Source organism: Isoptericola sp. GX10416, assembly GCF_056590155.1.
In genome coordinates this window covers 132,039-155,425 of sequence record NZ_JBWPVO010000004.1, presented here as the reverse complement: position 1 = coordinate 155,425, position 23,387 = coordinate 132,039, and the positions used below count along the sequence as shown (strand labels likewise).

At 73.5% G+C, this 23,387-nt stretch carries 24 protein-coding genes and 2 riboswitches; of the genes, 17 read left to right on the top strand and 7 right to left on the bottom strand.

Annotated features, from left to right (window positions below; all coding sequences use genetic code 11):
• A complete protein-coding gene (locus ACWAT2_RS08445) occupies positions 1-573 on the bottom strand; it encodes a DnaJ family domain-containing protein (RefSeq protein WP_402374806.1) in 573 nt (190 codons plus the stop codon).
• An 82-nt stretch (positions 574-655) separates the two neighbouring features.
• On the opposite strand from ACWAT2_RS08445, the gene ACWAT2_RS08440 reads away from it, so the two are divergent.
• The gene (locus tag ACWAT2_RS08440) at positions 656-1,825 is read left to right on the top strand and encodes a pyridoxal phosphate-dependent aminotransferase (RefSeq protein ID WP_402374804.1); all 1,170 of its coding nucleotides are present in this window, start codon (positions 656-658) and stop codon (positions 1,823-1,825) included.
• Between the two features lie 4 nt (positions 1,826-1,829).
• Here ACWAT2_RS08440 and ACWAT2_RS08435 read toward each other — a convergent pair whose 3' ends face one another.
• The gene (locus ACWAT2_RS08435; RefSeq protein ID WP_402374802.1) at positions 1,830-2,237 is read right to left on the bottom strand and encodes a CBU_0592 family membrane protein; all 408 of its coding nucleotides are present in this window, start codon (positions 2,235-2,237) and stop codon (positions 1,830-1,832) included.
• A 141-nt stretch (positions 2,238-2,378) separates the two neighbouring features.
• Here ACWAT2_RS08435 and ACWAT2_RS08430 point away from each other — a divergent pair, with 141 nt between their 5' ends.
• The 6 genes from ACWAT2_RS08430 to ACWAT2_RS08405 all read left to right on the top strand — a co-directional run bounded on the left by ACWAT2_RS08430 (position 2,379) and on the right by ACWAT2_RS08405 (position 9,159).
• Positions 2,379-3,287 carry a LysR family transcriptional regulator gene (locus ACWAT2_RS08430; RefSeq protein WP_402374800.1) on the top strand — a complete coding sequence of 303 codons (909 nt, stop codon included), beginning with the start codon at positions 2,379-2,381 and terminating at the stop codon, positions 3,285-3,287.
• Positions 3,288-3,370: 83 nt separating this feature from the next.
• Positions 3,371-3,466, top strand: a riboswitch (glycine riboswitch).
• Positions 3,467-3,613: 147 nt separating this feature from the next.
• Positions 3,614-6,556: an aminomethyl-transferring glycine dehydrogenase gene (gene gcvP / locus ACWAT2_RS08425; RefSeq protein WP_402374798.1), complete on the top strand. Its 2,943-nt coding sequence runs from the start codon at positions 3,614-3,616 to the stop codon at positions 6,554-6,556.
• Between the two features lie 7 nt (positions 6,557-6,563).
• Positions 6,564-7,730 carry a glycine cleavage system aminomethyltransferase GcvT gene (gcvT, locus tag ACWAT2_RS08420; RefSeq protein WP_402374796.1) on the top strand — a complete coding sequence of 389 codons (1,167 nt, stop codon included), beginning with the start codon at positions 6,564-6,566 and terminating at the stop codon, positions 7,728-7,730.
• Between the two features lie 75 nt (positions 7,731-7,805).
• On the top strand, positions 7,806-8,174 hold the full coding sequence (gene gcvH / locus ACWAT2_RS08415) for a glycine cleavage system protein GcvH (RefSeq protein ID WP_402374794.1): 369 nt from the start codon (positions 7,806-7,808) through the stop codon (positions 8,172-8,174).
• 246 nt (positions 8,175-8,420) lie between these two features.
• A complete protein-coding gene (locus tag ACWAT2_RS08410) occupies positions 8,421-8,654 on the top strand; it encodes a LuxR C-terminal-related transcriptional regulator (RefSeq protein ID WP_402374793.1) in 234 nt (77 codons plus the stop codon).
• Between the two features lie 91 nt (positions 8,655-8,745).
• Complete coding sequence (locus ACWAT2_RS08405; RefSeq protein ID WP_402374791.1) at positions 8,746-9,159, top strand: (deoxy)nucleoside triphosphate pyrophosphohydrolase; 414 nt, start codon at positions 8,746-8,748, stop codon at positions 9,157-9,159.
• Here the strand turns inward: ACWAT2_RS08405 and ACWAT2_RS08400 are convergent.
• Positions 9,156-9,740, bottom strand: a complete 585-nt coding sequence (locus tag ACWAT2_RS08400) for a P-loop NTPase family protein (protein WP_402374789.1) — start codon at positions 9,738-9,740, stop codon at positions 9,156-9,158. The genes ACWAT2_RS08405 and ACWAT2_RS08400 overlap by 4 nt on opposite strands.
• Positions 9,741-9,797: 57 nt before the next feature.
• Here ACWAT2_RS08400 and ACWAT2_RS08395 point away from each other — a divergent pair, with 57 nt between their 5' ends.
• Positions 9,798-10,016: a hypothetical protein gene (locus ACWAT2_RS08395; protein WP_402374787.1), complete on the top strand. Its 219-nt coding sequence runs from the start codon at positions 9,798-9,800 to the stop codon at positions 10,014-10,016.
• 33 nt (positions 10,017-10,049) lie between these two features.
• Here the strand turns inward: ACWAT2_RS08395 and ACWAT2_RS08390 are convergent, their stop codons facing one another.
• From ACWAT2_RS08390 to ACWAT2_RS08375, 4 genes are all read right to left on the bottom strand, one after another.
• Positions 10,050-10,475, bottom strand: a complete 426-nt coding sequence (locus ACWAT2_RS08390) for an Hsp20/alpha crystallin family protein (RefSeq protein WP_402374785.1) — start codon at positions 10,473-10,475, stop codon at positions 10,050-10,052.
• A gap of 184 nt (positions 10,476-10,659) precedes the next feature.
• The gene (locus tag ACWAT2_RS08385) at positions 10,660-11,160 is read right to left on the bottom strand and encodes an FBP domain-containing protein (RefSeq protein ID WP_402374783.1); all 501 of its coding nucleotides are present in this window, start codon (positions 11,158-11,160) and stop codon (positions 10,660-10,662) included.
• 363 nt (positions 11,161-11,523) lie between these two features.
• Entirely contained in the window at positions 11,524-13,980 is a 2,457-nt protein-coding gene (gene metE, locus ACWAT2_RS08380; protein WP_402374781.1) for a 5-methyltetrahydropteroyltriglutamate--homocysteine S-methyltransferase, read from the bottom strand.
• 106 nt (positions 13,981-14,086) lie between these two features.
• On the bottom strand, positions 14,087-15,094 hold the full coding sequence (locus ACWAT2_RS08375) for a methylenetetrahydrofolate reductase (protein ID WP_402374780.1): 1,008 nt from the start codon (positions 15,092-15,094) through the stop codon (positions 14,087-14,089).
• 5 nt (positions 15,095-15,099) lie between these two features.
• A riboswitch (SAM riboswitch) is annotated at positions 15,100-15,207 on the bottom strand.
• Positions 15,208-15,301: 94 nt separating this feature from the next.
• Between ACWAT2_RS08375 and ACWAT2_RS08370 the strand changes: the two genes are divergently transcribed.
• The 9 genes from ACWAT2_RS08370 to ACWAT2_RS08330 all read left to right on the top strand — a co-directional run bounded on the left by ACWAT2_RS08370 (position 15,302) and on the right by ACWAT2_RS08330 (position 23,374).
• On the top strand, positions 15,302-16,537 hold the full coding sequence (locus tag ACWAT2_RS08370) for an NYN domain-containing protein (RefSeq protein ID WP_402374778.1): 1,236 nt from the start codon (positions 15,302-15,304) through the stop codon (positions 16,535-16,537).
• Between the two features lie 14 nt (positions 16,538-16,551).
• Positions 16,552-17,199, top strand: coding sequence for a lysophospholipid acyltransferase family protein (locus ACWAT2_RS08365; protein WP_402374776.1), 648 nt, complete (start codon positions 16,552-16,554; stop codon positions 17,197-17,199).
• 12 nt (positions 17,200-17,211) lie between these two features.
• Positions 17,212-18,078, top strand: coding sequence for a CPBP family intramembrane glutamic endopeptidase (locus ACWAT2_RS08360; protein ID WP_402374774.1), 867 nt, complete (start codon positions 17,212-17,214; stop codon positions 18,076-18,078).
• Between the two features lie 69 nt (positions 18,079-18,147).
• Positions 18,148-19,518, top strand: a complete 1,371-nt coding sequence (locus ACWAT2_RS08355; protein ID WP_402374772.1) for a sensor histidine kinase — start codon at positions 18,148-18,150, stop codon at positions 19,516-19,518.
• Entirely contained in the window at positions 19,515-20,168 is a 654-nt protein-coding gene (locus tag ACWAT2_RS08350; protein WP_402374770.1) for a response regulator, read from the top strand. Before ACWAT2_RS08355 ends, ACWAT2_RS08350 begins: the two co-directional genes overlap by 4 nt.
• A gap of 75 nt (positions 20,169-20,243) precedes the next feature.
• Positions 20,244-21,356 carry a hypothetical protein gene (locus ACWAT2_RS08345; protein ID WP_402374768.1) on the top strand — a complete coding sequence of 371 codons (1,113 nt, stop codon included), beginning with the start codon at positions 20,244-20,246 and terminating at the stop codon, positions 21,354-21,356.
• Between the two features lie 60 nt (positions 21,357-21,416).
• Positions 21,417-21,971, top strand: a complete 555-nt coding sequence (locus tag ACWAT2_RS08340; protein ID WP_402374766.1) for a DUF488 domain-containing protein — start codon at positions 21,417-21,419, stop codon at positions 21,969-21,971.
• A 195-nt stretch (positions 21,972-22,166) separates the two neighbouring features.
• On the top strand, positions 22,167-22,664 hold the full coding sequence (locus ACWAT2_RS08335; protein WP_402374765.1) for an FtsX-like permease family protein: 498 nt from the start codon (positions 22,167-22,169) through the stop codon (positions 22,662-22,664).
• Entirely contained in the window at positions 22,661-23,374 is a 714-nt protein-coding gene (locus ACWAT2_RS08330) for an ABC transporter ATP-binding protein (protein ID WP_402374763.1), read from the top strand. The genes ACWAT2_RS08335 and ACWAT2_RS08330 overlap by 4 nt, the downstream gene beginning before the upstream one ends.
• Positions 23,375-23,387 lie beyond the last annotated feature (13 nt).

The following is a 23,387-nucleotide window of genomic DNA, read 5'->3' as shown; positions in this document are numbered from 1 at the left end:
CTACCGGCGCCGCTGACGCCATCGAGAGACCTCGCGCTCGACGTCGCGGGTCGGGGTGACGACGGGCGGACCGCCCGTGAGCTGCCGACGCGCGTCGATCACCCGGGCGTTGAAGTCGCCGACGATCTCCCGGACGCGACGCTCCTCGTGCTCCCGGTCCAGCGTCTCGTCGAGGGCGGAGTGCTCGGCGCGGAGCTGTGCGGCCGGCAGGACGCCGGAGATCTGCTCCCGCTCGACCAGGCTCTTCAACCACCAGTCCGGGTCGTGCGTCCCGCCGATGCCCGGCAGCGGCTTGCCCTGCAGGGGCAGGTCGTCGAACTCGCCGCGGCGGATCGCCTGGTCCACCACCGTGTCCATCCAGCGGGCGCGGTCGTCCATGCGGTGGCGCGGCGGGGCGGTCTCCTCGGCGGGCTCGGCACCTGCCCGGTCGTCCTGCCCACTGAGCTGCTGCTCGGTGAGGTCGTGGGCGACCTCACGGTCGACGCGATACTGCGCGGCCCGGCGCGCGGGGTCGGGCGCGGCGGCGTACCCGTCGCGCTGACGGTCCTCAGGGTCTCGTCGGTGGGCGCCCATACGGCCACGGTACCGATCCCGGGCAGCCCGAACATCCCGAGAGCGACGACCCGAACGGCTCGCGCCGGGCATGATGGGCGCCATGAAGGTCTCGCGCCGCAGCCAGGTCCCGCCGTTCGCCGTCATGGAGGTGCTCGCCGCCGCCAACGCCCGCCGGGCCGCGGGCAACGACGTGCTCAACCTGTGCGCCGGCGAACCCTCGGCCGGTGCCGCCGACGTCGTGCGGGAGCGGGCGGCGGACCTCCTGCGCCGCGCGGACCTCGGGTACACCGAGGCGCTGGGCGTGCCCGCGCTGCGCACGGAGATCGCCGGGCACTACCGCCGCTGGTACGACGTCGAGGTCGACCCGGCCCGCATCGCCGTCACCACCGGATCGAGCGGCGGGTTCCTGCTCGCCTTCCTCGCGGCGTTCGACGTCGGTGACCGCGTCGCGCTCGCGCGCCCCGGCTACCCGGCGTACAAGAACATCCTGACGGCGCTCGGGTGCGAGGTCGTCGAGCTCGACTGCGGCCCCGAGACCCGCTACCAGCCCACCGTCTCCCAGCTCATGGAGGCGTACTACGGCGGCGGGCTCGACGGGCTGGTCGTCGCCTCACCGGCGAACCCGACCGGGACGATGATCGCCCCGGCCGAGCTCGACGCCGTCTCCCGCTGGTGCGCCGAGCACGAGGTGCGCCTCATCAGCGACGAGATCTACCACGGCATCGCCTACAGCCAGGACGTCCAGCAGGCGACGGCCGCCACGTCCACCGACCGGGGCGCCGTCGTCGTGAACTCGTTCTCGAAGTACTGGGCGATGACCGGCTGGCGCCTCGGCTGGCTGGTGCTGCCGGACGAGCTGGTGGGCCCGGTCGACGCGCTCGCCGGGAACGTCGCCCTGTCTCCCCCGGCGCTCGCCCAGCATGCGGGGATCGCGGCGTTCTCCCCCGAGGGCTATGCGGCCGCGGCCGCGAACGTCGAGCGATATGCGGCGTCGCGCACCGCGCTGCTCGACCGTGTGGACGAGCTCGGGTGGCGACCGGTGGCCCCGGCCGACGGCGCCTTCTACCTGTACGGGAACGTCGCCCGTTTCGGTCTGGACGCCGTGACGTACTGCTCGCGCCTGCTGGCGGAGGCGGACGTCGCGATCACGCCGGGCACGGACTTCGACGGCGAGCGGGGTCGGGACTGGGTGCGGTTGTCCTTCGCCGCGGCCCCCGACGTCGTCGCCCGCGCCGTCGACCGGATCGTGGCCTGGCAGGCCACCCTCTAGCTGGTCAGCGGATGGCGAGCGGCGTCGGCACCGCGAGGTGGTCGACGAGGGGCTCCGCCGGTGCGCCGGCCTCGGCGAAGACCGTCTCCGTGCCGGCCTCGCTGTACGTCGGCTCGGCGTAGGCCCGCTCGGCGTACTCCGCATTGCGGCGGGCGTCGCGGCGTGCGCGGACGATCATGAGGACGGCCTGCGTGCCGATGATCATCCAGGCGATGTTCGCGGCGACCGACGGCCACACGCCGTGCACGGCGGCGACGAGGAACAGCATGGAGGTCGCGCAGAGGTTGGCGGCCTGGAACTGGATCGAGTTGGGCGCCCAGCGCCCCCGCGACACCTGGAAGTAGGCGACGAGGCCGACGATGGCGCCGACCCAACCAAGAGCGGTGACCACGGACAACAGGTACGGCAACATACGAGCCTCCTCACGAGGGTTTCAGGGGGGGATGGCGCCCGCCTCCGACCACTGACTCGTCGGGCGCCGAAAACAATTTTGCGGCACGAAACCCGTTCAGCACAATTGAATCTTTCTGCAGATGCCGGTTAGCATCACTACATGGCCACCGACCCACGAAGGCTTGCCTTCCTCCTTGCCGTGCACCGTGCCGGCGGCGTCCTCGCCGCAGCAGATCTTTTGCATGTGACCCCTTCTGCCGTCTCTCAGCAAATCGCTCGTCTGGAGGCCGAGGAAGGCTTCGCGGTGCTGGACCGAGGGCCGCGAGGCGTCACCCTGACACCCGCCGGCCGGGTCCTCGCCGACGTGGCCGAACGCATCGAGGCCGAGCTCCTCGAGGCACGCCAGGAGATCGCCAACCTCGGCGAGGGCGTCACCGGCACCGTCAAGGTCGGCGCGTTCCAGTCGGCGATCCGCGCGGTCGTCGCTCCCCTGCTCGGCCCGCTCGCCGAGGAACACCCAGGCGTCACCATCGACGTCCGCGAGCACGAGCCCGCCGAGTCCGTCCGGATGCTGCGCGCCGGCGACCTCGACGTCGTCCTCCTCGAGCACGACGGAGACGTCGACGCCCCCGCCCCCCGCGGCGCGCACGACGTGCCGCTGCTCGACGAGCCCTGGCGGCTCGTGGTGCCGGCGTCGCTGCCCACGCCCGAACGCCTCGACGACCTGCGCGACCTGCCCTGGGTCGGCGCGCTCGGCGGGACCGCTGCCGACCGCGCGCTGCGTCGGCTCGGTCGCACCCTCGGCACCACCATCGAGGCGCGGCACGCCTACTTCGACTTCGACACCGCGCTCGCGCTCGTGGCCGCCGGCCAGGGGATCGCCATGCTGCCGGCGCTCGCGGTCGAGAGCGGCGAGGTGCCCGACGGCGTCGAGCGCGTCGCGATGCCCGGGCTCGGATCGCGCCGCGTCATCGTGCGCCACCGGGCGACGCGGCACGAGCCCGGTCCGGCGGTGCGGGCGGTCGTCGACGCGATGGTGGACGTGGCCCGAGGCCTCGAGCTCACCTGACCCCGGCCGAGGTACTACCTCGACGACGGCGGTACGACCTCGGCGGTAGACTGCGCGGACAATCGCAGAACCGCACAGCCGCTCGAACCGCGACGGGAGAGTCCGGCCCTCCGGGGACCGGCGCCGAAGGAGCAAACCCTCCCCGGGAATCTCTCAGGCCCCTGTACCGTCACGGCGAGGCAACTCTGAAAAGCGGTCCGACGCCTCGGCGGCGGGCCCACCGACGGTGCAAGTCGGCGCGCCCCGTACAGGCGGACCGGCAAAACTCTCAGGTCCCATGACAGAGCGGGGAGGGTCCTCGTCCACCGACCCTCGGAGCGCTCCTCGTGACCCACTCCCCCTTCGACCCGGACGTCTTCGCCGACCGGCACATCGGCCCGCGCGGGCACGAGACGGCGACGATGCTCGACCAGCTCGGGTACGCAGACCTCGACGCGCTCGTCGACGCCGCCGTCCCCGCCACGATCCGCGAGCAGGAGCCGCTCGACCTGCCGGCCGCCCGTAGCGAGGCGCAGGTGCTCGACGACCTGCGCGCGGTCGCCGCGAAGAACCAGGTCAAGCGGCAGATGATCGGGCTGGGTTACTACCCGACGATCACTCCCCCGGTCATCCGGCGCAACGTTCTCGAGGCGCCCGCCTGGTACACCGCGTACACCCCGTACCAGCCGGAGATCTCCCAGGGCCGGCTGGAGGCGCTGCTCAACTTCCAGCAGGTGGTCGAGGACCTCACCGGGCTGGAGATCGCCGGGGCGTCGCTGCTGGACGAGGCCACCGCCGTCGCCGAGGCAGTCGCCCTCATGTGGCGGGCCTCGCGCGCGAAGCAGGGCTACGTGGTGCTCGACGCCGACCTGTTCGGCCAGTCGCTCGCCGTGACGCAGGGCCGCGCGGAGGCGGTCGGGCTGCCCGTCGTCGTCGTGTCGCTCGAGGACGGACTCGACGCCGGCCTCGCCGCGTTCGAGGCCGACGGCGGCACGCTCCCCGCGGGTGACCTCGTCGGCGTCGTGGTCCAGCAGACGGGCGCCTCCGGGCGCGTGCTCGACGTCCGTTCCGTCATCGGGGAGGCGAAGGACCGCGGTGCCCTGGTGACCATGGCCACCGATCTCCTCGCGCTCACGATGCTGGTCTCCCCCGGCGAGCTCGGGGCCGACGTCGCGGTCGGTTCCGCACAGCGCTTCGGCGTCCCGCTGTTCTACGGCGGCCCGCACGCCGCCTACATGTCGGTGCGCAAGGGTCTGGAGCGTCAGCTCCCGGGCCGCCTGGTCGGCGTGTCGGTGGACGCGGACGGCGCGGTCGGGTACCGCCTGGCCCTCGCCACGCGGGAGCAGCACATCCGCCGTGAGCGGGCGACGTCGAACATCTGCACCGCGCAGGCGCTGCTCGCCGTGGTCGCCTCGATGTACGCCGTCTACCACGGTCCCGAGGGCCTGCGGGCGATCGGCGAGCGGGTGCACGGCCGGGCGCTCGCGCTCGCGGGCGGTCTTCGCGCGGCGGGCGTCGAGGTGGTGCACGGCGCGTTCTTCGACACCGTGCGCGTCGCGGTGCCAGGCCGCGCCACCTCGGTCGGCGCTGCCGCCGTCGCGGCGGGCTACAACCTGTACGTCTCCGATAGTGACCACGTACAGATCGCGTGCGACGAGACGACCACCGAGGCCGACGTCGAGGCGCTGCTCGGGCTGTTCGACGCCACTCCCGCCGACACGCCCGCCGACGCGCCCGCCGACGCGCCCGCCGACGCGGCCGAGGGCGTCGGGCTCGACGAGGTGCTGCTGCGCGGCACGGCGTTCCTGCAGCACCCAGTGTTCCACCGGCACCGGTCCGAGACGGCCATGCTGCGCTACCTGCGCCTCCTCAGCGACAAGGACCTGGCGCTGGACCGCACGATGATCCCGCTCGGCTCCTGCACGATGAAGCTCAACGCCACCGCGGAGATGGAGCCGATCAGCTGGCCGGGCTTCGCCGACCTGCACCCCTACGTGCCGGCCGACCAGGCGCTCGGGTACGCGGAGCTCATCGCCGACCTCGAGGACCGGCTCGCCCGGATCACCGGGTACGCCGCGGTGTCGGTGCAGCCCAACGCCGGTTCGCAGGGCGAGCTGGCGGGCCTGCTGGCGATCCGCGCGTTCCACGCGTCCCGCGGCGAGGAGCACCGCGACATCGTGCTCATCCCGGCGTCGGCGCACGGCACCAACGCCGCGTCGGCCGCGCTGGCCGGTCTGCGGGTCGCGGTGGTGGCCACGGCCGACGACGGCGAGATCGACCTCGCGGACCTGCACGCCAAGCTGGAGCAGCACGGCGGCCACGTGGCAGGGATCATGATCACCTACCCGTCCACGCACGGCGTCTACGAAGAGCATGTCCGCGAGGTCTGCGGCGCTGTACATGATGCGGGCGGTCAGGTGTACATCGACGGTGCGAACCTCAACGCGCTGGTCGGCCTCGCCCGACCCGGCCGGTTCGGCGGCGACGTCTCCCACCTGAACCTGCACAAGACGTTCTGCATCCCGCACGGCGGTGGCGGCCCGGGCGTGGGCCCGGTCGCGGTGGCCGAGCACCTGGTGCCGTTCCTCCCGGGCGACCCCACGCCGTCGGGCAGCACGGCCCGGGAGGGGGGAGTGCCGCCGGTATCCGCGGCCCCGCACGGGTCGGCCGGCATCCTGCCGATCTCGTACGCCTACCTCGCGATGATGGGGCCCGAGGGCCTCACGGCGGCGACCCAGAACGCCGTGCTGACCGCCAACTACGTCGCGTCACGGCTCGGGGGCCACTACCCGGTGCTCTACACGGGCGCCCACGGTCTCGTGGCGCACGAGTGCATCCTGGACCTGCGCCAGATCACGGCCGAGACCGGCGTCACCGTCGACGACGTCGCCAAGCGGCTGGTCGACTTCGGCTTCCACGCGCCCACGATGGCCTTCCCCGTCCCGGGGACCCTCATGGTCGAGCCGACGGAGTCCGAGGACCTCGGCGAGCTGGACCGGTTCGTCGAGGCGATGATCGCCATCCGCGGCGAGATCGACGCCGTCGCGAGCGGGCGCTGGGCGCTCGAGGACTCCCCGCTGCGGCACGCACCGCACACCGCGGCCACCCTGCTGGGCGTGGAGTGGGACCGCCCGTACACGCGCGAGGAGGCGGCGTTCCCCGTCGCCGGCCTGCGCGCCGCCAAGTACTGGCCGCCCGTCCGCCGCATCGACCAGGCGCACGGCGACCGCAACCTGCAGTGCTCCTGCCCGCCGATCGACGCCTACGCCGAGCCGCTCGGCCAGAACTGAGGACGCCATGACGGAGAAGAAGACGCCGCTGCACGCCGAGCACGAGGCGCTCGGCGCGACGATGACGGACTTCGGCGGCTGGATGATGCCGCTGCGATACACCTCTGACCTCGCCGAGCACCGCGCGGTGCGCGAGGCCGCCGGCCTGTTCGACCTGTCGCACATGGGCGGCATCGCGGTGACCGGCCCGGACGCCGGGGCGTTCCTCGACCACGCCCTGGTGGGGAACCTGTCGAAGCTTCGCCACGCGGGCGCCCGGTACACGATGCTCTGCGCCGAGGACGGGGGAGTGCTCGACGACCTGATCGTCTACCGCACCGGTGACGACGAGTACTTCGTGGTCGCCAACGCCGCGAACGCGGAGACGGTGCTGGTCGCCTTCCTGGAGCGTGCGGCCGGGTTCGACGCCGAGGTGCGCGACGTCTCCGCGAGCCAGGCGCTGATCGCCGTGCAGGGCCCGCGCGCCGCGCAGATCGTGACGGAGGTGCTCACCGAGGACCCCGAGAACTCCGGCGGCACCGCGTTCGACGAGCTGAAGTACTACGCCAGCCTCGGCATGCGGTTCGGTGACGAGGCCGTGCTCGTGGCCCGCACCGGCTACACGGGCGAGGACGGGTTCGAGGTCTGGGTCGCCACGCAGCACGCCGTGGCGCTGTGGCGGGCGCTGCTCGCGGCGGGGGAGCCGCACGGGCTCGTGCCCGCCGGGCTGGCGGCCCGTGACTCCCTGCGCCTCGAGGCCGGGATGCCGCTCTACGGCCACGAGCTCGACACGACGACCACGCCGTACGACGCCGGAGTGGGCCGCATCGTCAAGCTCGACAAGGTGTCCGACGACGGCACACCGGTCGAGTTCGTGGGCCGCGCCGCGCTCGCCGACCGGCACGACGACGCACCGGAGCGGGTCCTGGTGGGCCTGCGCGGTACTGGACGGCGCCCTGCCCGCGCGGGGTACGCCGTCGTGCAGCGTGACGCCTCGGACGCCGGCTCTCTCGGCTCGCGGGTCGGGACGGTGACGTCGGGGGCTCCGTCGCCCACGCTGGGCCACCCGGTCGCGATGGCGTACGTGACGCCGGAGGTCTCCGCGGAGGGGACCGAGCTGGCCGTCGACGTGCGGGGGCGGGCGGAGCCCTTCGTCGTCGTGCCGATGCCGTTCTACCGCCGCGAGCGCGGCTGAGCGTCCGCACCCGGCGCGCCGCGCCGTCGTCCGACACAATCTAGCCAGCCCTACCCCACGACAGGAGTCCTTCCCATGGCCGACTTTCCCGCGAACCTGCGCTACTCCGTCGAGCACGAGTGGGTCGACGACGCGACCCCCGCGACGGTGGGCGTCACGTCCGTCGCCGCCGACGCGCTCGGTGACGTGGTCTACCTCGAGCTGCCGGAGGTGGGCGCCACCATCGAGGCGGGCACCGTCATCGGCGAGATCGAGTCCACCAAGTCCGTGTCCGAGCTCTACTCGCCGGTCTCCGGCACCATCGTCGAGGTCAACCAGGCCGCGATCGACGACCCGGCGGTGGTCAACTCGGAGCCGTTCGGCGCGGGGTGGCTCTTCAAGGTCGAGGTGACCGGTGCGGGCCAGCTCCTCAGCGCGGAGGAGTACGCACAGCACGCTGGATAGGCAACCGTGACCTGATTGTGATAATGAGGTTTCCGTTGCTCCGTGCAACCGGAAGAAATGCCCCTGGCCTGCGGAGATATCGCGCAGAAGGCGCCCCGACAGCCACCGTGGGAACGCTCCGACCCCGCTTGCGCACATAGCCGCTCTGTGGTGCGCGTCATGAACCGCGCGCTGCACGCTCTCCTCCTGTGACGGCAGATCCCCAAGTCGATCGTGGCGATCGGCGGCCGTCGTGGAGGAAGAACGATGAGTGCAATCGAGATGGACCGTCTGGTCCTCGACCCTGGTCTGACGGTCCGTGAACAGGTCGTGCTGTCGAACCTGTCCGAGGAAGTCACGCTCGAGCAGATTGCGAGCAAGCTGTTCGTCACGCGCAACACGGTGAAGTCGCAGGTACGCAGCGTCTACCGCAAGCTCGGGGTCTCGACCCGGGCCGACGCCGTGGCCTGGGCTCGCACCGCAGGTTTGCGCACGCCCTGATCGGTTGGACGACGTCTGGCCCCGCTACCACTCGGGGGATGTTGGTAGCGGGGCACACGTCTGTCCAGCGGCGGATGGCAGACTCGCGGCCATGACCCGTCGCCTCGTCGTCGCCGCCGCCATCGTCGACTCGCTCGAACGACCGGCGCGTCTGCTCGCCGCCCGCCGGTCCCGGCCCGCGAGGCTCGCCCGCCGGTGGGAGTTCCCCGGCGGCAAGGCGGAACCGGGGGAGCAGCCGCACGAGGCGCTGCACCGTGAGCTCCACGAGGAGCTCGGCGTCACCGTCACCCTCGGGACCGAGCTGACGGGGCCCGACGACGGTGCCTGGATCATCACCGACCGGCACGTGCTGCGGCTGTGGTTCGCCGCGCTCGCCGGAGGTGAGCCGGCACCGCTCGTGGAGCACGACGAGCTGCGCTGGCTGGACGCGGGCAGCCTGTGGGACGTCGACTGGCTCGACGGGGACGTGCGGATCGTCGAGACGCTCGCCCGCAGGCTCTCCTAGGTCGACCCGACGACGCCGGGTGGCGCCGGGACGGGACGCTCCGCGCGGTTCGCGGTGCGTCCCACCCACCGTTCGACCTCCGCGCGGCTGCGGAGCCGCACCACCTCGAGGTGCGGCGCCTGCACCGCCAGCCGCTCGTCGAGGTGGTCGAGCGAGCGGCGGGTGCGCCACGCCCACCGCACGATGTGGTCGGCGTCGGTGAGGAACGTCCGCAGGGGAGGTTCGACGTTGCCGTTCCACAGCACGGTGCGACGGCGCCGCCGGCCCAGGGTGCGCCGCACCACCTGGTCCATGCGGACCTGGACCGGCAGATCGAGCCAGACCAGCAGCTCGGCCCGCTCGAGCAGGAGCGGTCGCACGGCCCGGTACTGCCACTCGGTGACCCAGGCGTCGCTCGCCACCAGTGCCCGGACGTCGTCGCGGAACTCGGGCCGGGGTGTCCACCGCGGGCCGTGGAAGAGGCCGTCCAGCTCCGTGTGGGGGACGTCGAGGATCTCTGCCAGGCGGGCGGCCAGCGTCGTCTTGCCCGCCCCGGAGGTCCCGGCGACCAGGACGCGGCGGGGGAGTCCGGGTCGAGGCATCCGGAGATCGTACCGGGCTCCGTCGTGCGCCGGACGGCGCCGGGCTAGGCTGGCCCCATGAGCGACTTCAAGGTGAACCCCGCCCCGCAGAACGACGCCCCGGGCGCGATGCTCGGGCGCGTGATCGTCTCGTTCGTGCTGTTCCTCGGCGGTCTGGTCCTCATCGGGGTCGGCGCGACGGCCGACCCGTCCATCGCCCCGTACGTGTTCACCGGAGGCATCCTCGCCACGGGGCTCGCGTTCGGGCTGCCGATGATCGGCGCCAGCAAGGGCTGAGCCCTCACCGGCGCCGACCTCCGGCTGTCGCGATCAGCTCTTGCGGGCCTCGATGGTCTCGCGGTCGGACTCGTGGCTGACCTCGATCCGGCGCGGCTTCGCGTCCTCGGCCACCGGGATGGTCAGCGTCAGCACCCCGTCGGCGTAGTTCGCCGAGATGTTGTCGAGCGCCAGTCCGCGGCCCAGGGTGAGCTGCCGCGCGACCGTGCCGGACGTCCGCTCCCGCACGAGCCACTGACCCTCGCCGGACCGAGGCGTGCGCTCGGCGCGGATCGTCAGGGTGCGGTCCTCGCACGAGACGTCGATGCTGCCGGGGTCGATGCCGGGCAGGTCGACGGCGAGGACGTAGTGGTCGCCCTCGCGGAACAGGTCCATCGGCATCGCCGGAGCGTTCCTCGACGTGGCGAGCGACCCGAAGAGTCGGTCCATCTCCTGGAACGGGTCCCAGTAGGTAGCCATCGCGCATCACCTCCTCGACGAGGGCCGCACGGTGCGGCCCCGACCGCGATCAGCGCGCCGGTCCGTCCGGCGTCGCCTGGCTACACCTCATGATTTAGCACTCTCACCCCGAGAGTGCCAAGAGGTGTCTGTTCGCTCTCGGCGAACATCCATCGAGGTGCAGTCAGGCGCCGTCGCACGCCGGTCAGGCGGTGCTGCGCACCTCTTCGAGGAACCGGCGGCTGCGTTCGCGCAAGCCCTCGATGCGCCGCTCGACGACGGCGGCGCGCGCCGCGTCGTCGTCGGCCCCGGACTCTGCGAGGGTGGGCCGCCGGCGCACGTTGCGCGAGCAGCGGAAGTCGGTGCAGATCAGCGTGCCGATCGTGCTGCCCTTGCGGCCGGGCGCTCCGCCGCGGCGTGCGACGTAGAGGGACGTGTCGCTGTTGTCGGCGACGTCCTCGCACCAGGCGCACATCGCGGCGCGGCGGCTGCTGGTCTCCGGGGCGCGCAGGATGATGCCGACGGGCTCGTCGTCGATCTCGGCGATCACGTACGCGGCGAGCGGCTGCTTGCGGTCGCGCCAGCCGAGGTAGTCGAGGCGGTCCCAGCGGAGCACTGCGAGGTCGGGGAGGATCATCCGCTGCCGCTCGCTGCGCGTGGCGTTGACGAGGGACGCGCGGATCTGCTGTTCGGTGAAGGGGGTCATGGGTCGGCTTTCGGGGAGCAGGGTTCACCCGCGGCCGTCACGGCGAGGGCGCAGACGCGCAGCCTCGACGGATCGGGTGAAGGAGGGCAGGGCTGAGCCAGGCACCTCCGCACGGGCCCCGTGGGTCAGCGGCAGGCGGCCTGGGTCGACGGGTTGCCTGAGCAGGCCTCGAGGGCCACCCCGATCCCCGCGACGACGCGCTGCATCTCTCGCTCCTCGTACCGGTCCGCGGCCCGCCCCGACGGCGGACCACCGTCGATGCTGGCACACCGGCGCCGCGACGGTCCAGACGGTTCTGCACCGCGTGCACAGATCACACCCCGCCGGCGCCACGGGAGCGCCGACGGGGTGTGACGACGGCGGTCAGAGCCCGGCGCGCACCGCCTGCGCCGCCGCGACCAGGTGGCGCAGCGACGGCTCCACCTCGGCGTACCCGCGGGTCTTGAGCCCGCAGTCCGGGTTCACCCACACCACGTCCGGGTCGATGGAGCCCACGGCGAGGCGCAGCAGCTCCGTGACCTCGTCGACGGACGGCACGCGGGGCGAGTGGATGTCGTAGACGCCCGGCCCGACGCCGCGCGCGTACCCGGCGGCGTGGAGCTCCGGCACGACCTCCATGCGCGACCGCGCGGCCTCGATGGACGTCACGTCGGCGTCCAGCCCGTCGATCGCGCCGATGACCTCGCCGAACTCCGAGTAGCACAGGTGCGTGTGCACCTGCGTGGAGGCCTCCGCTCCCGCCGTCGCCAGCCGGAACGCCCCGACGGACCAGCGCAGGTACTCCGGCTGGTCGGCGCGGCGCAGCGGCAGCAGCTCGCGCAGGGCGGGTTCGTCCACCTGCACGACGGCGGTGCCAGCGTCCTCGAGGTCGCGCACCTCGTCGCGCAGGGCGAGCGCCACCTGGTTCGCGGTGTCCGCCAGCGGCTGGTCGTCACGCACGAACGACCACGCGAGGATCGTCACCGGCCCCGTCAGCATGCCCTTGACGGGCTTCTCGGTGAGCGACGCGGCATACCGGGTCCACCCGACCGTCATCGGGGCCGGGCGGGTCACGTCGCCCCACAGGATCGGCGGCCGCACGCAGCGCGACCCGTAGGACTGCACCCAGCCCAGGTCCGTCGTCGCGAACCCGTCCAGCAGCTCGGCGAAGTACTGCACCATGTCGTTGCGCTCCGGCTCGCCGTGCACCAGCACGTCGAGGCCGATCTCCTCCTGGAGCGCGACCACCCGGGCGATCTCCGCGCGCATCGCGGCGGTGTACGCCTCGTCGTCGAGCTCGCCCTGGGCCCACGCCGACCGCGCCTTGCGGATCTCGGCCGTCTGCGGGAACGAGCCGATCGTCGTGGTGGGCAGCGGCGGCAGCCCGAGCCGCTCACGCTGGGCGGCGACCCGCTCGGCGTGCGCGCCGCGGGCGAAGTCGCCCTCGACGAGCGCGCCCAGGCGCTCGCGGACCGTGGGGACGACGACGCCCGGTGCGGTCGCCCGCTCGGCCAGCGCCGCGCTCGCCGCGTCGAGCTCGGCGCGCACCGAGTCCGGGCCGTCGGTGACGGCGCGGGCCAGCGTCGTGACCTCCCGGACCTTCTGGTCGGCGAACGCGAGCCAGCGGCGCAGCTCGGGGGAGCGACCCGCGCGCTCGGCGGCCGGCCCCTCCCACGACTCGTCCTCCACGTCGTGCGGCACGTGCAGCAGCGACGTCGAGGTGCCGACGGTCAGGGCGCCGGCGCCCAGCGGGCGCAGCGCGGCGAGCCGGTCGAACCGGGCGGCGAGGTCGGCGCGCCACACGTTGTGCCCGTCGACGACGCCCGCCACGAGGGTCTTCGTCTCCAGGCCGGGGACGGTCCCGTGCGGCCCGTGGCCCGTGGGGACGGAGCCCTTGACCAGGTCGATCGCGATGGCGTCCACGTCGGTCGCGGCGAGCAGCGCCAGGCCGTCGCGGGTGCCGCCGTCGGCCGGCGTGCCGGTCGCGAGCCCGCCGAACGGGGTGGCCACGAGGATGGCCGGGCGCTCCGCCTCGGCGTCGAGACCGTCGTCGTCGGACCGTGCGGCGAGGTCGGTCGCCAGCGCGCGGTACGCGGAGGTGATCGCGGCATCGACCCGCTCGGCGGTGGCGTCGACCGTGTCCGAGACGAGGACGGGCTCGTCGAGCTGCACCCACGGCACGCCGACGGCGGCCAGCGCCCGGAGCAGCTCGGCGTACGCGGCGACCACGTCGTCGAGCCGGTCGAGGGGGTGGAAGCCCTCGCCCGCGTCGTCGGCGGCCTTGGACAGCGCGAGGAAGGTGACCGGCCCGACGAGGACCGGCCGGGTGGTGACGCCCGCCTCCTTGGCCTCGGCGAACTCACGGACGATGCGGTGGTCCGCGAAGGAGATCGGCGTCGTCTCGCTGATCTCCGGCACCAGGTAGTGGTAGTTCGTGTCGAACCACTTGGTCATCTCGAGCGGCGCGTCCTCGCCGCGGCCCCGGGCCACGGTGAAGTAGCCGTCCAGGTCGAGCGATCCGTCGTCGCCGTCGATCAGGTCCCGGAACCGGGTCGGGACGGCACCGAGCAGCGCCACGACGTCGAGCACCTGGTCGTAGAACGAGAAGGAGCCGGGGACGGAGCCGTCCTCGGGGTCCAGCCCGAGCGAGACGAGGCGTCGCAGGGTGTCGCGGCGCAGCGCGCCGGCCGCGACCTCGAGGTCGACGGCGTCGGTGCGCCCGGCCCAGAAGGACTCGACGGCGCGCTTGAGCTCGCGGCGGCGGCCGATGCGGGGATAGCCGAGGATCGTGCCGCCGGGGAACGCGGTGGTGGGGCGGTGGGGTTCGGTCGGTGTGGTCATGAGCACTCCAGGTGTCGGTGCTTCCGCGTCGCGACGGCGCCGAGCGTCGAGGTCGCGACCGCAATGACCGGGCATCGCGGGCGGGACCTCGATGTTCGGCAAGGCGTCAGACGGCGGGAGCCACGGTCGGGATGCCCGGTACCAGCGGCCTTCTGGCCAGGTCAGGGACGCCGTGCGGCGTCCGACCGCCGAGGTGAACACCCTCGAGCAGGTCCAGAGCGGGTCGGTACTTGTTGAACGTGTACACGTGCAGGCCGGGTGCGCCCGCGTCGAGCACGCGCTGGGCGAGCTCGACGGAGTACGCGGTCCCGTAGGCGTGCTGCGCCTCCGGGTCCGGCAGGGCGTCGAGCGCGTCCAGCAGGTGCTGGGGCGCGGGGACGCCGGTGAGCTCCTCGACACGACGGAGCCGGCGCGGCTCGGTCGTGGGCATCAGCCCGGCGAGGATCGGGATCGTCACGCCGGCCGCGCGGGCCTCGGCGACGAAGTCGGTGTAGCTGTCCGCGGCGTAGAACAGCTGGGTGATGGCGAAGGAGGCACCGGCCTGCTGCTTCTCCAGCAGGCGCTGCACCTCCTGGGTGCGGGTGGTGCCCGCCTGGCGGTTGCCGTCCGGGAAGGTGGCCACCGCCACGGTGAGCGGCCGGGCGGCGCCGCGGACGGCGGCGGCCGGGTCGACGGCGCAGCGCCGGGCCTCGACCTCGCGCAGCAGGGCGACGAGCTCGATCGAGGAGTGCACGCCGTCGGCCGGCGGGCGCCAGTCGGGCTGGTCCTTCGGCGGGTCGCCGCGCAGCGCGAGGAACGAGCGGACGCCGGCCTCGAGGAACTCGTCGATGACGGTGGAGACGTCCTCGCGGGAGGCTCCGACGCAGGTCAGGTGGGCGATGGGCAGCACGGGGGTGCCGCCCAGCAGGGTCGCCACGACGTGCCGGGCGGTGGCGCGGTCACCGCCGCCGGCGCCGTAGGTCACCGACACGAAGTCGGGGTTCGCCGCGACCAGTCGGCGCGCCGTCTCCCAGAACCGGGGGGCGGCGTCGGGCCGGCGGGGCGGCATGAGCTCGAAGCTCACCGTCGGGCGGTGCCGGTGTACCGGGACGTGCGGGGGTGCCTCTGCGACCATGCGTCACTCCATCAGGCCTGGCGTTGAGCACCTTCGTCCTCGGGAGGCTTCCGTCGGAGAACGGGTTGCTGCGGCGTCGTCGAGCCAGGACTCTCGGCCGCTCTGGATGGCTTCGGGCTCGACTGTACGCACGGTTCACCCTGCGGACAAGTGCGACCGCATGATGAGATGCATCGGTTCGGCTGGTGGCGCCGTAGGCTGGCGGGCATGGACACCGAAGAGCGCCTTGCCGTCTTCCTCGACTACGAGAACCTCGCGCTCGGCGCCCGGGAGCACCTGGGCGGGATGCAGTTCGACTTCCAGCCGATCGCGGACGCCCTCGCGGTGCGCGGCCGGGTGGTGACGCGGCGCGCGTACGCGGACTGGTCGTACTTCGACGAGGACCGGCGGATGCTGACCCGCCACCAGGTGGAGCTCATCGAGATGCCCCAGCGCATGGGGGCGTCGCGCAAGAACGCCGCCGACATCAAGATGGTCGTCGACGCCATCGAGATGGCCTTCGAGCGCGAGTACATCTCGACCTTCGTCATGTGTACAGGCGACTCGGACTTCTCCCCGCTCGTGCACAAGCTGCGTGAGCTCGACAAGCGCGTCATCGGCGTCGGGGTCGAGAAGTCCACCTCCCGCCTGCTGCCGTCGGCCTGCGACGAGTTCCTCTTCTACGACCGCCTCGAGGGCGTCGAGGTCCCCGACGAGTCCGAGTCTCGTCCGAAGAGGAGCACGACGAAGCGTTCCGGCTCCGGCCGGTCGACCGGCTCGCGTGCCACCACCGGTCGCAGCAAGGCCGCCGCGGCCGTGGCCGAGGACCTGCCGCCCGCCGAGGAGGCGACGCCCGCCGCGCCGTCGGGCACGACCTCGACCGGCCGGACCCGGCGCAAGAAGCCCGAGATCACGCTGCCCGAACCGGTCGACGTGCCCGACCGCGCGCCCGAGCCGGCCAACGACGAGGACGACGACGCCCCCACCGGCGAACCGCCCACCATGGAGGTCAAGGTCGCCCAGACCCTCGCCGGCCTGCAGGGGTCCGCGTCCGGCTCGGTGACGGCGTCGCAGCTCAAGCGCACGCTGGTGCGCAAGGAGCCGACGTTCAGCGAGTCCGACTACGGCTTCCGCACCTTTGGGGAGTTCCTGCGCTACCTCGCCGACCGGGACGTCATCGTCCTGAGCGACGGACCGTCGTCGGGCGACCCGGTGGTCGAGCTCCCGGAGCAGCCGGACAGCGCCAAGGCGTTCGACCTGCTGCGCGCCGTCGTGCAGGACGCGGGCGGCACCGCGGCCCTCTCCGGCCTGAAGAACCACGTGCGCAAGCGTCGCCCTGACTTCTCGGAGAAGGCCCTCGGCTACGGCGGGTTCCTCCAGTTCTGCAAGGCCGCCGCGGCCGCCGACGCCGTCCGGCTCGCCTGGGACGACGAGGCCGAGGACTACCTCGTCACCCTCGGCTGAGGGATGATGAGCCGGTGACGTACCGCATCCTCAAGCTCGTGTGCTCGCTCCTGGTGTACGTGTTCCTGCGTCCCCAGGTCACCGGCCTGCACAACGTCCCCCGCCGCGGGCCGGTCATCATCGCGAGCAACCACCTGTCGGTGATCGACTCGATCATCCTGCCGCTCGTGGTTCCGCGGCACGTCACGTTCATCGCCAAGGCGGAGTACTGGACGGGCCGCGGGCTCAAGGGTCGCCTCTCGCGCTGGTTCTTCACCACGATGGGCCACATCCCCGTCGACCGGGACGACCCGCGCGCCGGCCAGCGCTCGCTCCAGGACGCGCTGCACGTGCTCGAGCGCGGCGGCGCGTTCGGCATCTACCCCGAGGGCACCCGCTCGCGTGACGGCCGGCTGCACCCGGGGCGCACCGGCGTGGCGTGGCTCGCGCTCGCCGGGGGCACCCCGGTGGTGCCGGTCGCGATGCACGGCACCGAGAAGGTCCAGCCCGTGGGCAGGCGCCTGCCGCGACCCGTGCGCGGCGTCCGGGTCGAGTTCGGCGTGCCGATCGACCCGAACCGCCAGATCACCGCCACGCTGCGGCCCGCCCAGGCCCGCCGCGAGCTGACCGACCAGGTCATGACGTCGATCCACCAGCTGAGCGGTCAGGAGCTCGCGGCGTAGAAGGGCTCGGGGATGGAGCAGGTGGCGGGGACCGGCGTGGGAGAGGGCGCGGCGGCACCGGACCGGCGTGCCGTGGTGCCGGCGCTGCTCGCCGCCGCGTGCCTCGTCGCGGCCGTCGTCGTGGGTGGGCACCCGGTGGCCGGGCCGCTGATCGCGGCGGCGGCGCTAGTGCTGGTGACGGCCGGTGCTGCGACGCGCGGCGGAGCGCCGTCGGGGTCGGGGAGCGTGGCGGCCCTGGCCCTCTGTCTCGTGGCGGTCACCGGGGTGCTCCGTGGCGCGGGTGCGGCTCTCGAGGCCGTCGGCGTCGCGGGTGCGGCGGGCGTGGCCCTGTGGCCGGTGCCGCTCGTCCTCGCCGTCGTGCTCTACGTCCTGGTGAGCCGGTGGCGCCGGCTCGCCCTGGTGACCGACTGGTTCCGGGCCGGGACGGTGAACCGGCCGGGGGTGTGGCTGACCGTCGCGATCGTCCCGGTCGCGGCGCTGGCCCTCGTGGTCTGGTCGTGGGCGGCGGACGAGGTCGGCACCGGACAGGAGGTCTACCGAGACATCCTCGACGGCCAGGGCGTCTGGGTGCTGGTGCTCGGGGCGCTGACGTTCGCCTTCGTCAACGCCGCGGCCGAGGAGTGCGCCTACAACGGGGTGGCGCAGCGGGCGTTGGGTCACGACCTGCGCGGCGCCGTCGCGGTCGTGCTCGCCGCCGCGATGTTCGGTGCCTCCCACTGGTACGGCTTCCCGAGCGGGTGGTGGGGTGTGTTCCTCGCGGGTGGCTACGGTCTCGTCCTCAGTGTGCTGCGCCGGGTCTCGCACGGCCTGCTCCTGCCGTGGGTCGCTCACGTGCTGGCCGACCTCACGATCGTGGCCATCCTCCTGGTCCTGTGGTGACCCGCCGGCGGTGACAGCTCCCCTGCGCGGGGGAGGCGCCGCCGCGCGCTCGTTGCCAGACTGACCGGCATGGACCCTGCACCCGGATCGCGCGGTGGGTGGCGCCGTGCGCTGCGCCCGTTGACGTCGGTGTCGACGCTGCAGACCGGGGTGTACCTGGTGCTCGGCGGCGTCGTGGCCGGCGCGTACGGCGTGCTCGTGACCGGGTTCGCGCAGATGTTCGCCGCGCCGGAGATCTCGCGGGTGGCCCTGGCGGTGCTCGTCGGCGTGACGGCGGCGATCGTGCTGGTGCCGCCGTTCCTGGGGGCGGTGCGCACGCTCGAGATCCTGGCGGTGCGGACGTTCCTCGGGGTGGAGGTTCCGGTCCCACGGTCCGACGGCGGCAGGCTGCTCGCCGCGACACGGTGGCGCGCGGCGGCGTGGTACGGCCTCCACCTGGCGGCCGGTGCCGCGGCGACCCTCGCGCTGCTGCTCGTGGTGCCGCTGGCGACGCAGCTCGTGCTGGTCGGGCTCGGCCTCGACCAGGACGTCGTGATCGGGGTGTTCCACGAGGTCGGAGGCTTCGGCGGCGGACTGCTGTCCCTGGCGGCGGCCCTGGTGCTGCTGCTCGCGCTCCCGTATGCGGCGGCGCTCGTCCGGGTGGTGCTGCGGCAGGCGGCGCTGCCGCTGCTCGGTCCCGACCAGTCCGAGCGGATCGCCGAGCTCGAGGCGACCGCCCGGCGCGCCGTCGAACGGAACCGGCTGGCGCGCGAGCTGCACGACTCGGTCGGGCACGCCCTGACCGTCACCACCCTGCAGGCCGCAGCCGCCGTACGGCAGGTCGGGTCCGACGACGACGCCGCGCGGCAGTCGCTCGCCGCGATCGAGGCGACCGGCCGCGCCGCGATGGCCGACCTCGACCACGTGCTGGGACTGCTGCGCGACCCGGGACCCGGTCGTGCCGCGGGCCGTCCTGCGGGCGACGGGTCGCCGACGGCGCCCGCACCGCCGGTGCGCACCCTCGCCGACGTCCCGCGCCTCGTCGAGGACGTGCGGCGCACGGGGGCCGACGTCGCGCTGGACGGCCTGCCGCCGTCGTCGGGCACGGCCGGCACGTCGCCGGAGCCCGACGTGCCGCAGGCCGTGTCGCGCGAGGCGTACCGGATCGTGCAGGAGTCGGTCACGAACGCGCTGCGGCACGCGCCCGGTACCCCGGTGGCCGTGCGGGTGACGGCCGACGACGGCGGGGTCGAGATCGAGGTGACGAACCCGACGGCCGAGGGGCCGCCGTCGGGCGCCCCACGCACCGGCCGCGGGACGGCGGGCATGGCCGAACGGGTGGGGCTGCTCGGCGGCACCCTGGAGGCCGGACCCCGTCACGGCGGCCAGGAGCCGGACCGGTGGGTCGTGCGTGCGCGGTTCGGCACCGCGGGCACCGGTGCGGCAGGATCGGTGCCGTGACCGAGGACGTCCGCGTCGCGATCGTCGACGACGAGCCGCTCGTGCGCGCCGGGCTGCGCGTGGTGCTCGACGCGGAACCCGGCCTGACGGTGGTCGGCGAGGCGGAGGACGGCGCCGGGGTCCCGCAGCTCGTCACCGACACCCGGCCCGACGTCGTGCTCATGGACGTGCGCATGCCGCGCGTGGACGGCATCGCCGCGACCCGTGCCGTCGTCGACCGTGCCGGCGGGCCGGTGCCGCGCGTGGTCGTGCTGACGACGTTCGAGAACGACGACCACGTGCTCGACGCCCTGCAGGCCGGTGCCCAGGGGTTCCTCCTCAAGCGGGCCCGCCCGGAGGAGATCGCCCAGGCGGTCCGCACCGTCGCGCAGGGCGACTCGCTGCTGTTCCCGGACGCGGTGCGCCGCCTCGCTGCCGGGCGTCCGCCGTCGGGCGACGCCCTGGTGTCCGCGCGGCTCACCGACCGGGAGGGTGAGGTGCTGCGGCTCATGGCCGACGGGATGTCGAACGCCGAGATCGCCGGTGAGCTGTACCTCGGCGTCGAGACGGTGCGCACCCACGTGGGCAACCTGCTGGGCAAGCTCGGCGTGCGCGACCGGACCCAGGCCGTGGTGCGTGCCTACACGTCGGGGTTCGTGCGGGCGGGCTGAGGTTCCCCCGCACGGGGGAGCGTGCTGGTCGCGGCGGGGGATCCGTTCGTGGGCGCGGGTCACGAGGCTCGAGACATGACCACACACGAAGCTTCGCAGCAGTCGTCACCACCGACCGGCCGGGCGCCGCGCGGCCGGCCGTCCCGCCCCCGCACGTCCCGCCGCCTCGAGAACCTCGCCGTCCTCTGGTGGGTGGCCGGACTCGTCCTGGCGCTCGTCTACCGGGGAGCGGTGGACTCCGCCGTGGTGACGCCCGAGGCGATCAACCACGGCCTGCTCCGCGACGTGCCTGTCGCGACGCTGGCCACCGGCGTCGCCGTCCTCGCGGCCGTCGGTGCGGCGCTCGCGGCGTGGCTGCGCTGGGGACGCTCCACCGCGAACGGCCCGCGCCGCGCTGCCGTCGGCGGCACCGTCGCGGTGCTGCTGGCCGCCGTCCTGCTCGTGGACGCCACCGTCCTGGCCGGGGTCGGCTACCTGCCTGCCGTCCTGGTGATGTCGCTCTTCAGCGCCGAGGTGCGGGCCTCGCTCGACCACTACGTGGCACCCGACTTCCTGTTCCAGGTCGTGGTGCTGTGCGGGGCGGTGCTCCTCACGGTCGCCGCGGTGCGCTCCACCAGGCGCGGCCTCGCCGCGTGCGACCGGTGCGGCCGACGGCACGACGGCGCCGACCCGGCCTGGACGACGCCGGCCGCGGCCGCGCGCTGGGGCCGGGTCGCGGCGCTCGTGGCCGCGGCGATCCCCGCCTTCTACGGCCTCACCCGCATCGCGTGGGCGCTCGGCATCCCTCTGGGTTTCTCCCGCGACTCCGTCGAGTCGATGCGCGGGCTCGACCTCATCGGCCCCATCGGTCTCGGTACGTTCGCGCTGCTCGGTGCGGTGCTCACGCTCGGGCTGTACCAGCGCTGGGGAGACGTCTTCCCGCGCTGGATGCTCGGTCTCGCCGGCAAGCGGGTCCCGGTGGGTCTCGCCGTCGTGCCCGCGACCCTCGTGGCCGTGGCCGTGCTGCCCGCCGGCGTCTCCATGATCGCCCTCGGGTTCTCCGAGGGGATGCTCGGGCTGGACGCCGAGACGTGGGGCGCTGTCGGGCCGGCGTTGCTGTGGCCGCTGTGGTCGGCCGCGCTCGGGGCGGCGACCTACGCGTACTGGCTGCGCCGTCGGGGCACCTGCGGAGCGTGCGGCCGGGGCTGAGCGGCGCTCGGCCGCAGGACCGACCTACGATGAGGTGGCCGCGGCGGGAGGAGGCCATCGGTGGACGTGGCGGGGGAGATCTGGACGATCGGGCACTGGACCTGCCCGCGGGAGGTCGTGCTCGACACGCTCGCCTCGGCGGGCATCGAGCTGCTCGCCGACGTGCGCCGGATGCCCGGGTCGCGGCGCAGCCCGCAGTTCGACGCCGACGAGATGACCACGTGGCTCGCGGACGCCGGCATCGGCTACGAGCACCTCACCGAGCTCGCCGGGCGTCGGCCGAAGCAGCGCGACGTCGACCCGGAGCTGAACGCCGGATGGCAGAACGTCAGCTTCAAGAACTATGCCGACCACACGCTCACCCCGGAGTACGAGGCGGGCCTCGCGCGCCTGACCGGGCTGGCGCAGGACCGCCACGTGGCCGTCATGTGCGGCGAGCCGATGCCCTGGCGGTGCCACCGGCTGCTCGTCGCCAACACGTTGGCGGCGCGCGGCTGGCAGGTCGTCCACCTCATGAACGGCGCGAAGCCGCAGCCGCACGAGCTGGGGCGGTGGGGTGCGACGCCGTCGGTGGGCCCGGACGGTGCGGTGACGTACCCGCTCGCCGTCTCCTGACCCGTCCGCTGCTGCGGCCGTGGCCCCGCCGGTGGGGCCGTGCCGACGGCGGCCCACACCTCGGTCAGGTCGGCGACGAGACCGTCGCGTCGATGACCTCGGCGAGCTGCTCGACCTCCTCTCGGCGACTTCCACGCCGGAGTCCCCGAGGGGACCGAGGCGCGGCCCGAGATCTACGACGAGGCCACGGCGATCGTGCTCACCGCCGCCTCCGGGACGGACATCGACGCCGCGGCCGGGGACGAGGTCGCCGCCACCACGACCGTGAGCCTCGAGGAGTCCTTCGACGGTTCGCCCGGGTACTCCGCCGAGACGCTCACGCTCGAGCTCATCCAGGCGTTCCTGTACGCGATCTCGGCGCTCGTCGTCGGCGCGTTCTTCACCGTGTGGACCATCCAGCGCAAGCACGAGATCGCCGTCGCCCGCGCCATGGGTGCCTCGACCGCCTTCCTCGTCCGGGACGCCATCGGTCAGGCCGCCGTCGTCCTCGTCGTCTCCACCGCCGTCGGCATCGGCGTAGGTGTCGGGTTCGGCGCACTCCTGACCTCGACGCCGATGCCGTTCTCGCTCGAGGCCAGGCCGCTGGCCGCCGCTGCCGGACTCATGGTCGGTCTCGGACTCCTCGGCGCCGCCGTCTCCGTCGGCCGCATCGCCCGCGTCGACCCCCTGACCGCACTCGGAGGACAACGATGACGCACGCCGTCGAACAGCTCTCGAACTCCGCAGCACGCCACGCGGACGGCCTCGTCCTCGACCACGTCTCCCTGGAGCTGGGCGACGGCGACTCGACCGTCACCGCGCTGGACGGCGTGAGCCTCACCGTCCCGCAGGGCGAGCTCCTGGCCGTCCTCGGCCCCTCCGGTTCCGGCAAGTCGAGCCTGCTGGCCGTGGCGGGAGCACTCATCCAGCCGACGACGGGCGGCGTCCACGTGGGCGGCGTCGACGTGGGCGCGCTCAAGGCGAGCCGGCAGGCGGCGCTGCGGCGCGAGCAGATCGGGTTCGTCTTCCAGTCGGGCAACCTGATCCCCGCCCTGACGGCCGTCGACCAGCTGCGGTTCGCGCTGCGCGTCGTCGGCGGTCGTGAGACGCCGGGTCGGGAGCCGCGAGCGCTCCTGGAGCAGGTCGGCATGGGGCACAAGGCGAACCGTCGGCCGCACGAGCTGTCGGGAGGCGAACGGCAGCGCGTGGGCATCGCCCGCGCACTGGTCACCGCCCCCTCCCTGCTGCTCGTCGACGAGCCGACCGCTGCCCTGGACCGGGCGCGCAGCCACGAGGTCGTCCGGCTTCTCGCCGCCGAGACGCACGAGCACGGCGTGGCGACCGTCATGGTGACCCACGACCGTGACGTGCTCGAGCACTGCGACCGCATCGTCGAGATGGAAGATGGGAGACTCAGCGCTTGAGCTCACGCTCTCG

Bases quoted from the DNA above. Each gene is read 5' to 3' on its own strand.
- ACWAT2_RS08445 (WP_402374806.1), bottom strand. From the start codon at position 573: ATGGGCGCCCACCGACGAGACCCTGAGGACCGTCAGCGCGACGGGTAC.
- ACWAT2_RS08440 (WP_402374804.1), top strand. From the start codon at position 656: ATGAAGGTCTCGCGCCGCAGCCAGGTCCCGCCGTTCGCCGTCATGGAG.
- ACWAT2_RS08435 (WP_402374802.1), bottom strand. From the start codon at position 2,237: ATGTTGCCGTACCTGTTGTCCGTGGTCACCGCTCTTGGTTGGGTCGGC.
- ACWAT2_RS08430 (WP_402374800.1), top strand. From the start codon at position 2,379: ATGGCCACCGACCCACGAAGGCTTGCCTTCCTCCTTGCCGTGCACCGT.
- gcvT (WP_402374796.1), top strand. From the start codon at position 6,564: ATGACGGAGAAGAAGACGCCGCTGCACGCCGAGCACGAGGCGCTCGGC.
- gcvH (WP_402374794.1), top strand. From the start codon at position 7,806: ATGGCCGACTTTCCCGCGAACCTGCGCTACTCCGTCGAGCACGAGTGG.
- ACWAT2_RS08410 (WP_402374793.1), top strand. From the start codon at position 8,421: ATGAGTGCAATCGAGATGGACCGTCTGGTCCTCGACCCTGGTCTGACG.
- ACWAT2_RS08405 (WP_402374791.1), top strand. From the start codon at position 8,746: ATGACCCGTCGCCTCGTCGTCGCCGCCGCCATCGTCGACTCGCTCGAA.
- ACWAT2_RS08400 (WP_402374789.1), bottom strand. From the start codon at position 9,740: ATGCCTCGACCCGGACTCCCCCGCCGCGTCCTGGTCGCCGGGACCTCC.
- ACWAT2_RS08395 (WP_402374787.1), top strand. From the start codon at position 9,798: ATGAGCGACTTCAAGGTGAACCCCGCCCCGCAGAACGACGCCCCGGGC.
- ACWAT2_RS08390 (WP_402374785.1), bottom strand. From the start codon at position 10,475: ATGGCTACCTACTGGGACCCGTTCCAGGAGATGGACCGACTCTTCGGG.
- ACWAT2_RS08385 (WP_402374783.1), bottom strand. From the start codon at position 11,160: ATGACCCCCTTCACCGAACAGCAGATCCGCGCGTCCCTCGTCAACGCC.
- metE (WP_402374781.1), bottom strand. From the start codon at position 13,980: ATGACCACACCGACCGAACCCCACCGCCCCACCACCGCGTTCCCCGGC.
- ACWAT2_RS08375 (WP_402374780.1), bottom strand. From the start codon at position 15,094: ATGGTCGCAGAGGCACCCCCGCACGTCCCGGTACACCGGCACCGCCCG.
- ACWAT2_RS08370 (WP_402374778.1), top strand. From the start codon at position 15,302: ATGGACACCGAAGAGCGCCTTGCCGTCTTCCTCGACTACGAGAACCTC.
- ACWAT2_RS08360 (WP_402374774.1), top strand. From the start codon at position 17,212: ATGGAGCAGGTGGCGGGGACCGGCGTGGGAGAGGGCGCGGCGGCACCG.
- ACWAT2_RS08355 (WP_402374772.1), top strand. From the start codon at position 18,148: ATGGACCCTGCACCCGGATCGCGCGGTGGGTGGCGCCGTGCGCTGCGC.
- ACWAT2_RS08345 (WP_402374768.1), top strand. From the start codon at position 20,244: ATGACCACACACGAAGCTTCGCAGCAGTCGTCACCACCGACCGGCCGG.
- ACWAT2_RS08330 (WP_402374763.1), top strand. From the start codon at position 22,661: ATGACGCACGCCGTCGAACAGCTCTCGAACTCCGCAGCACGCCACGCG.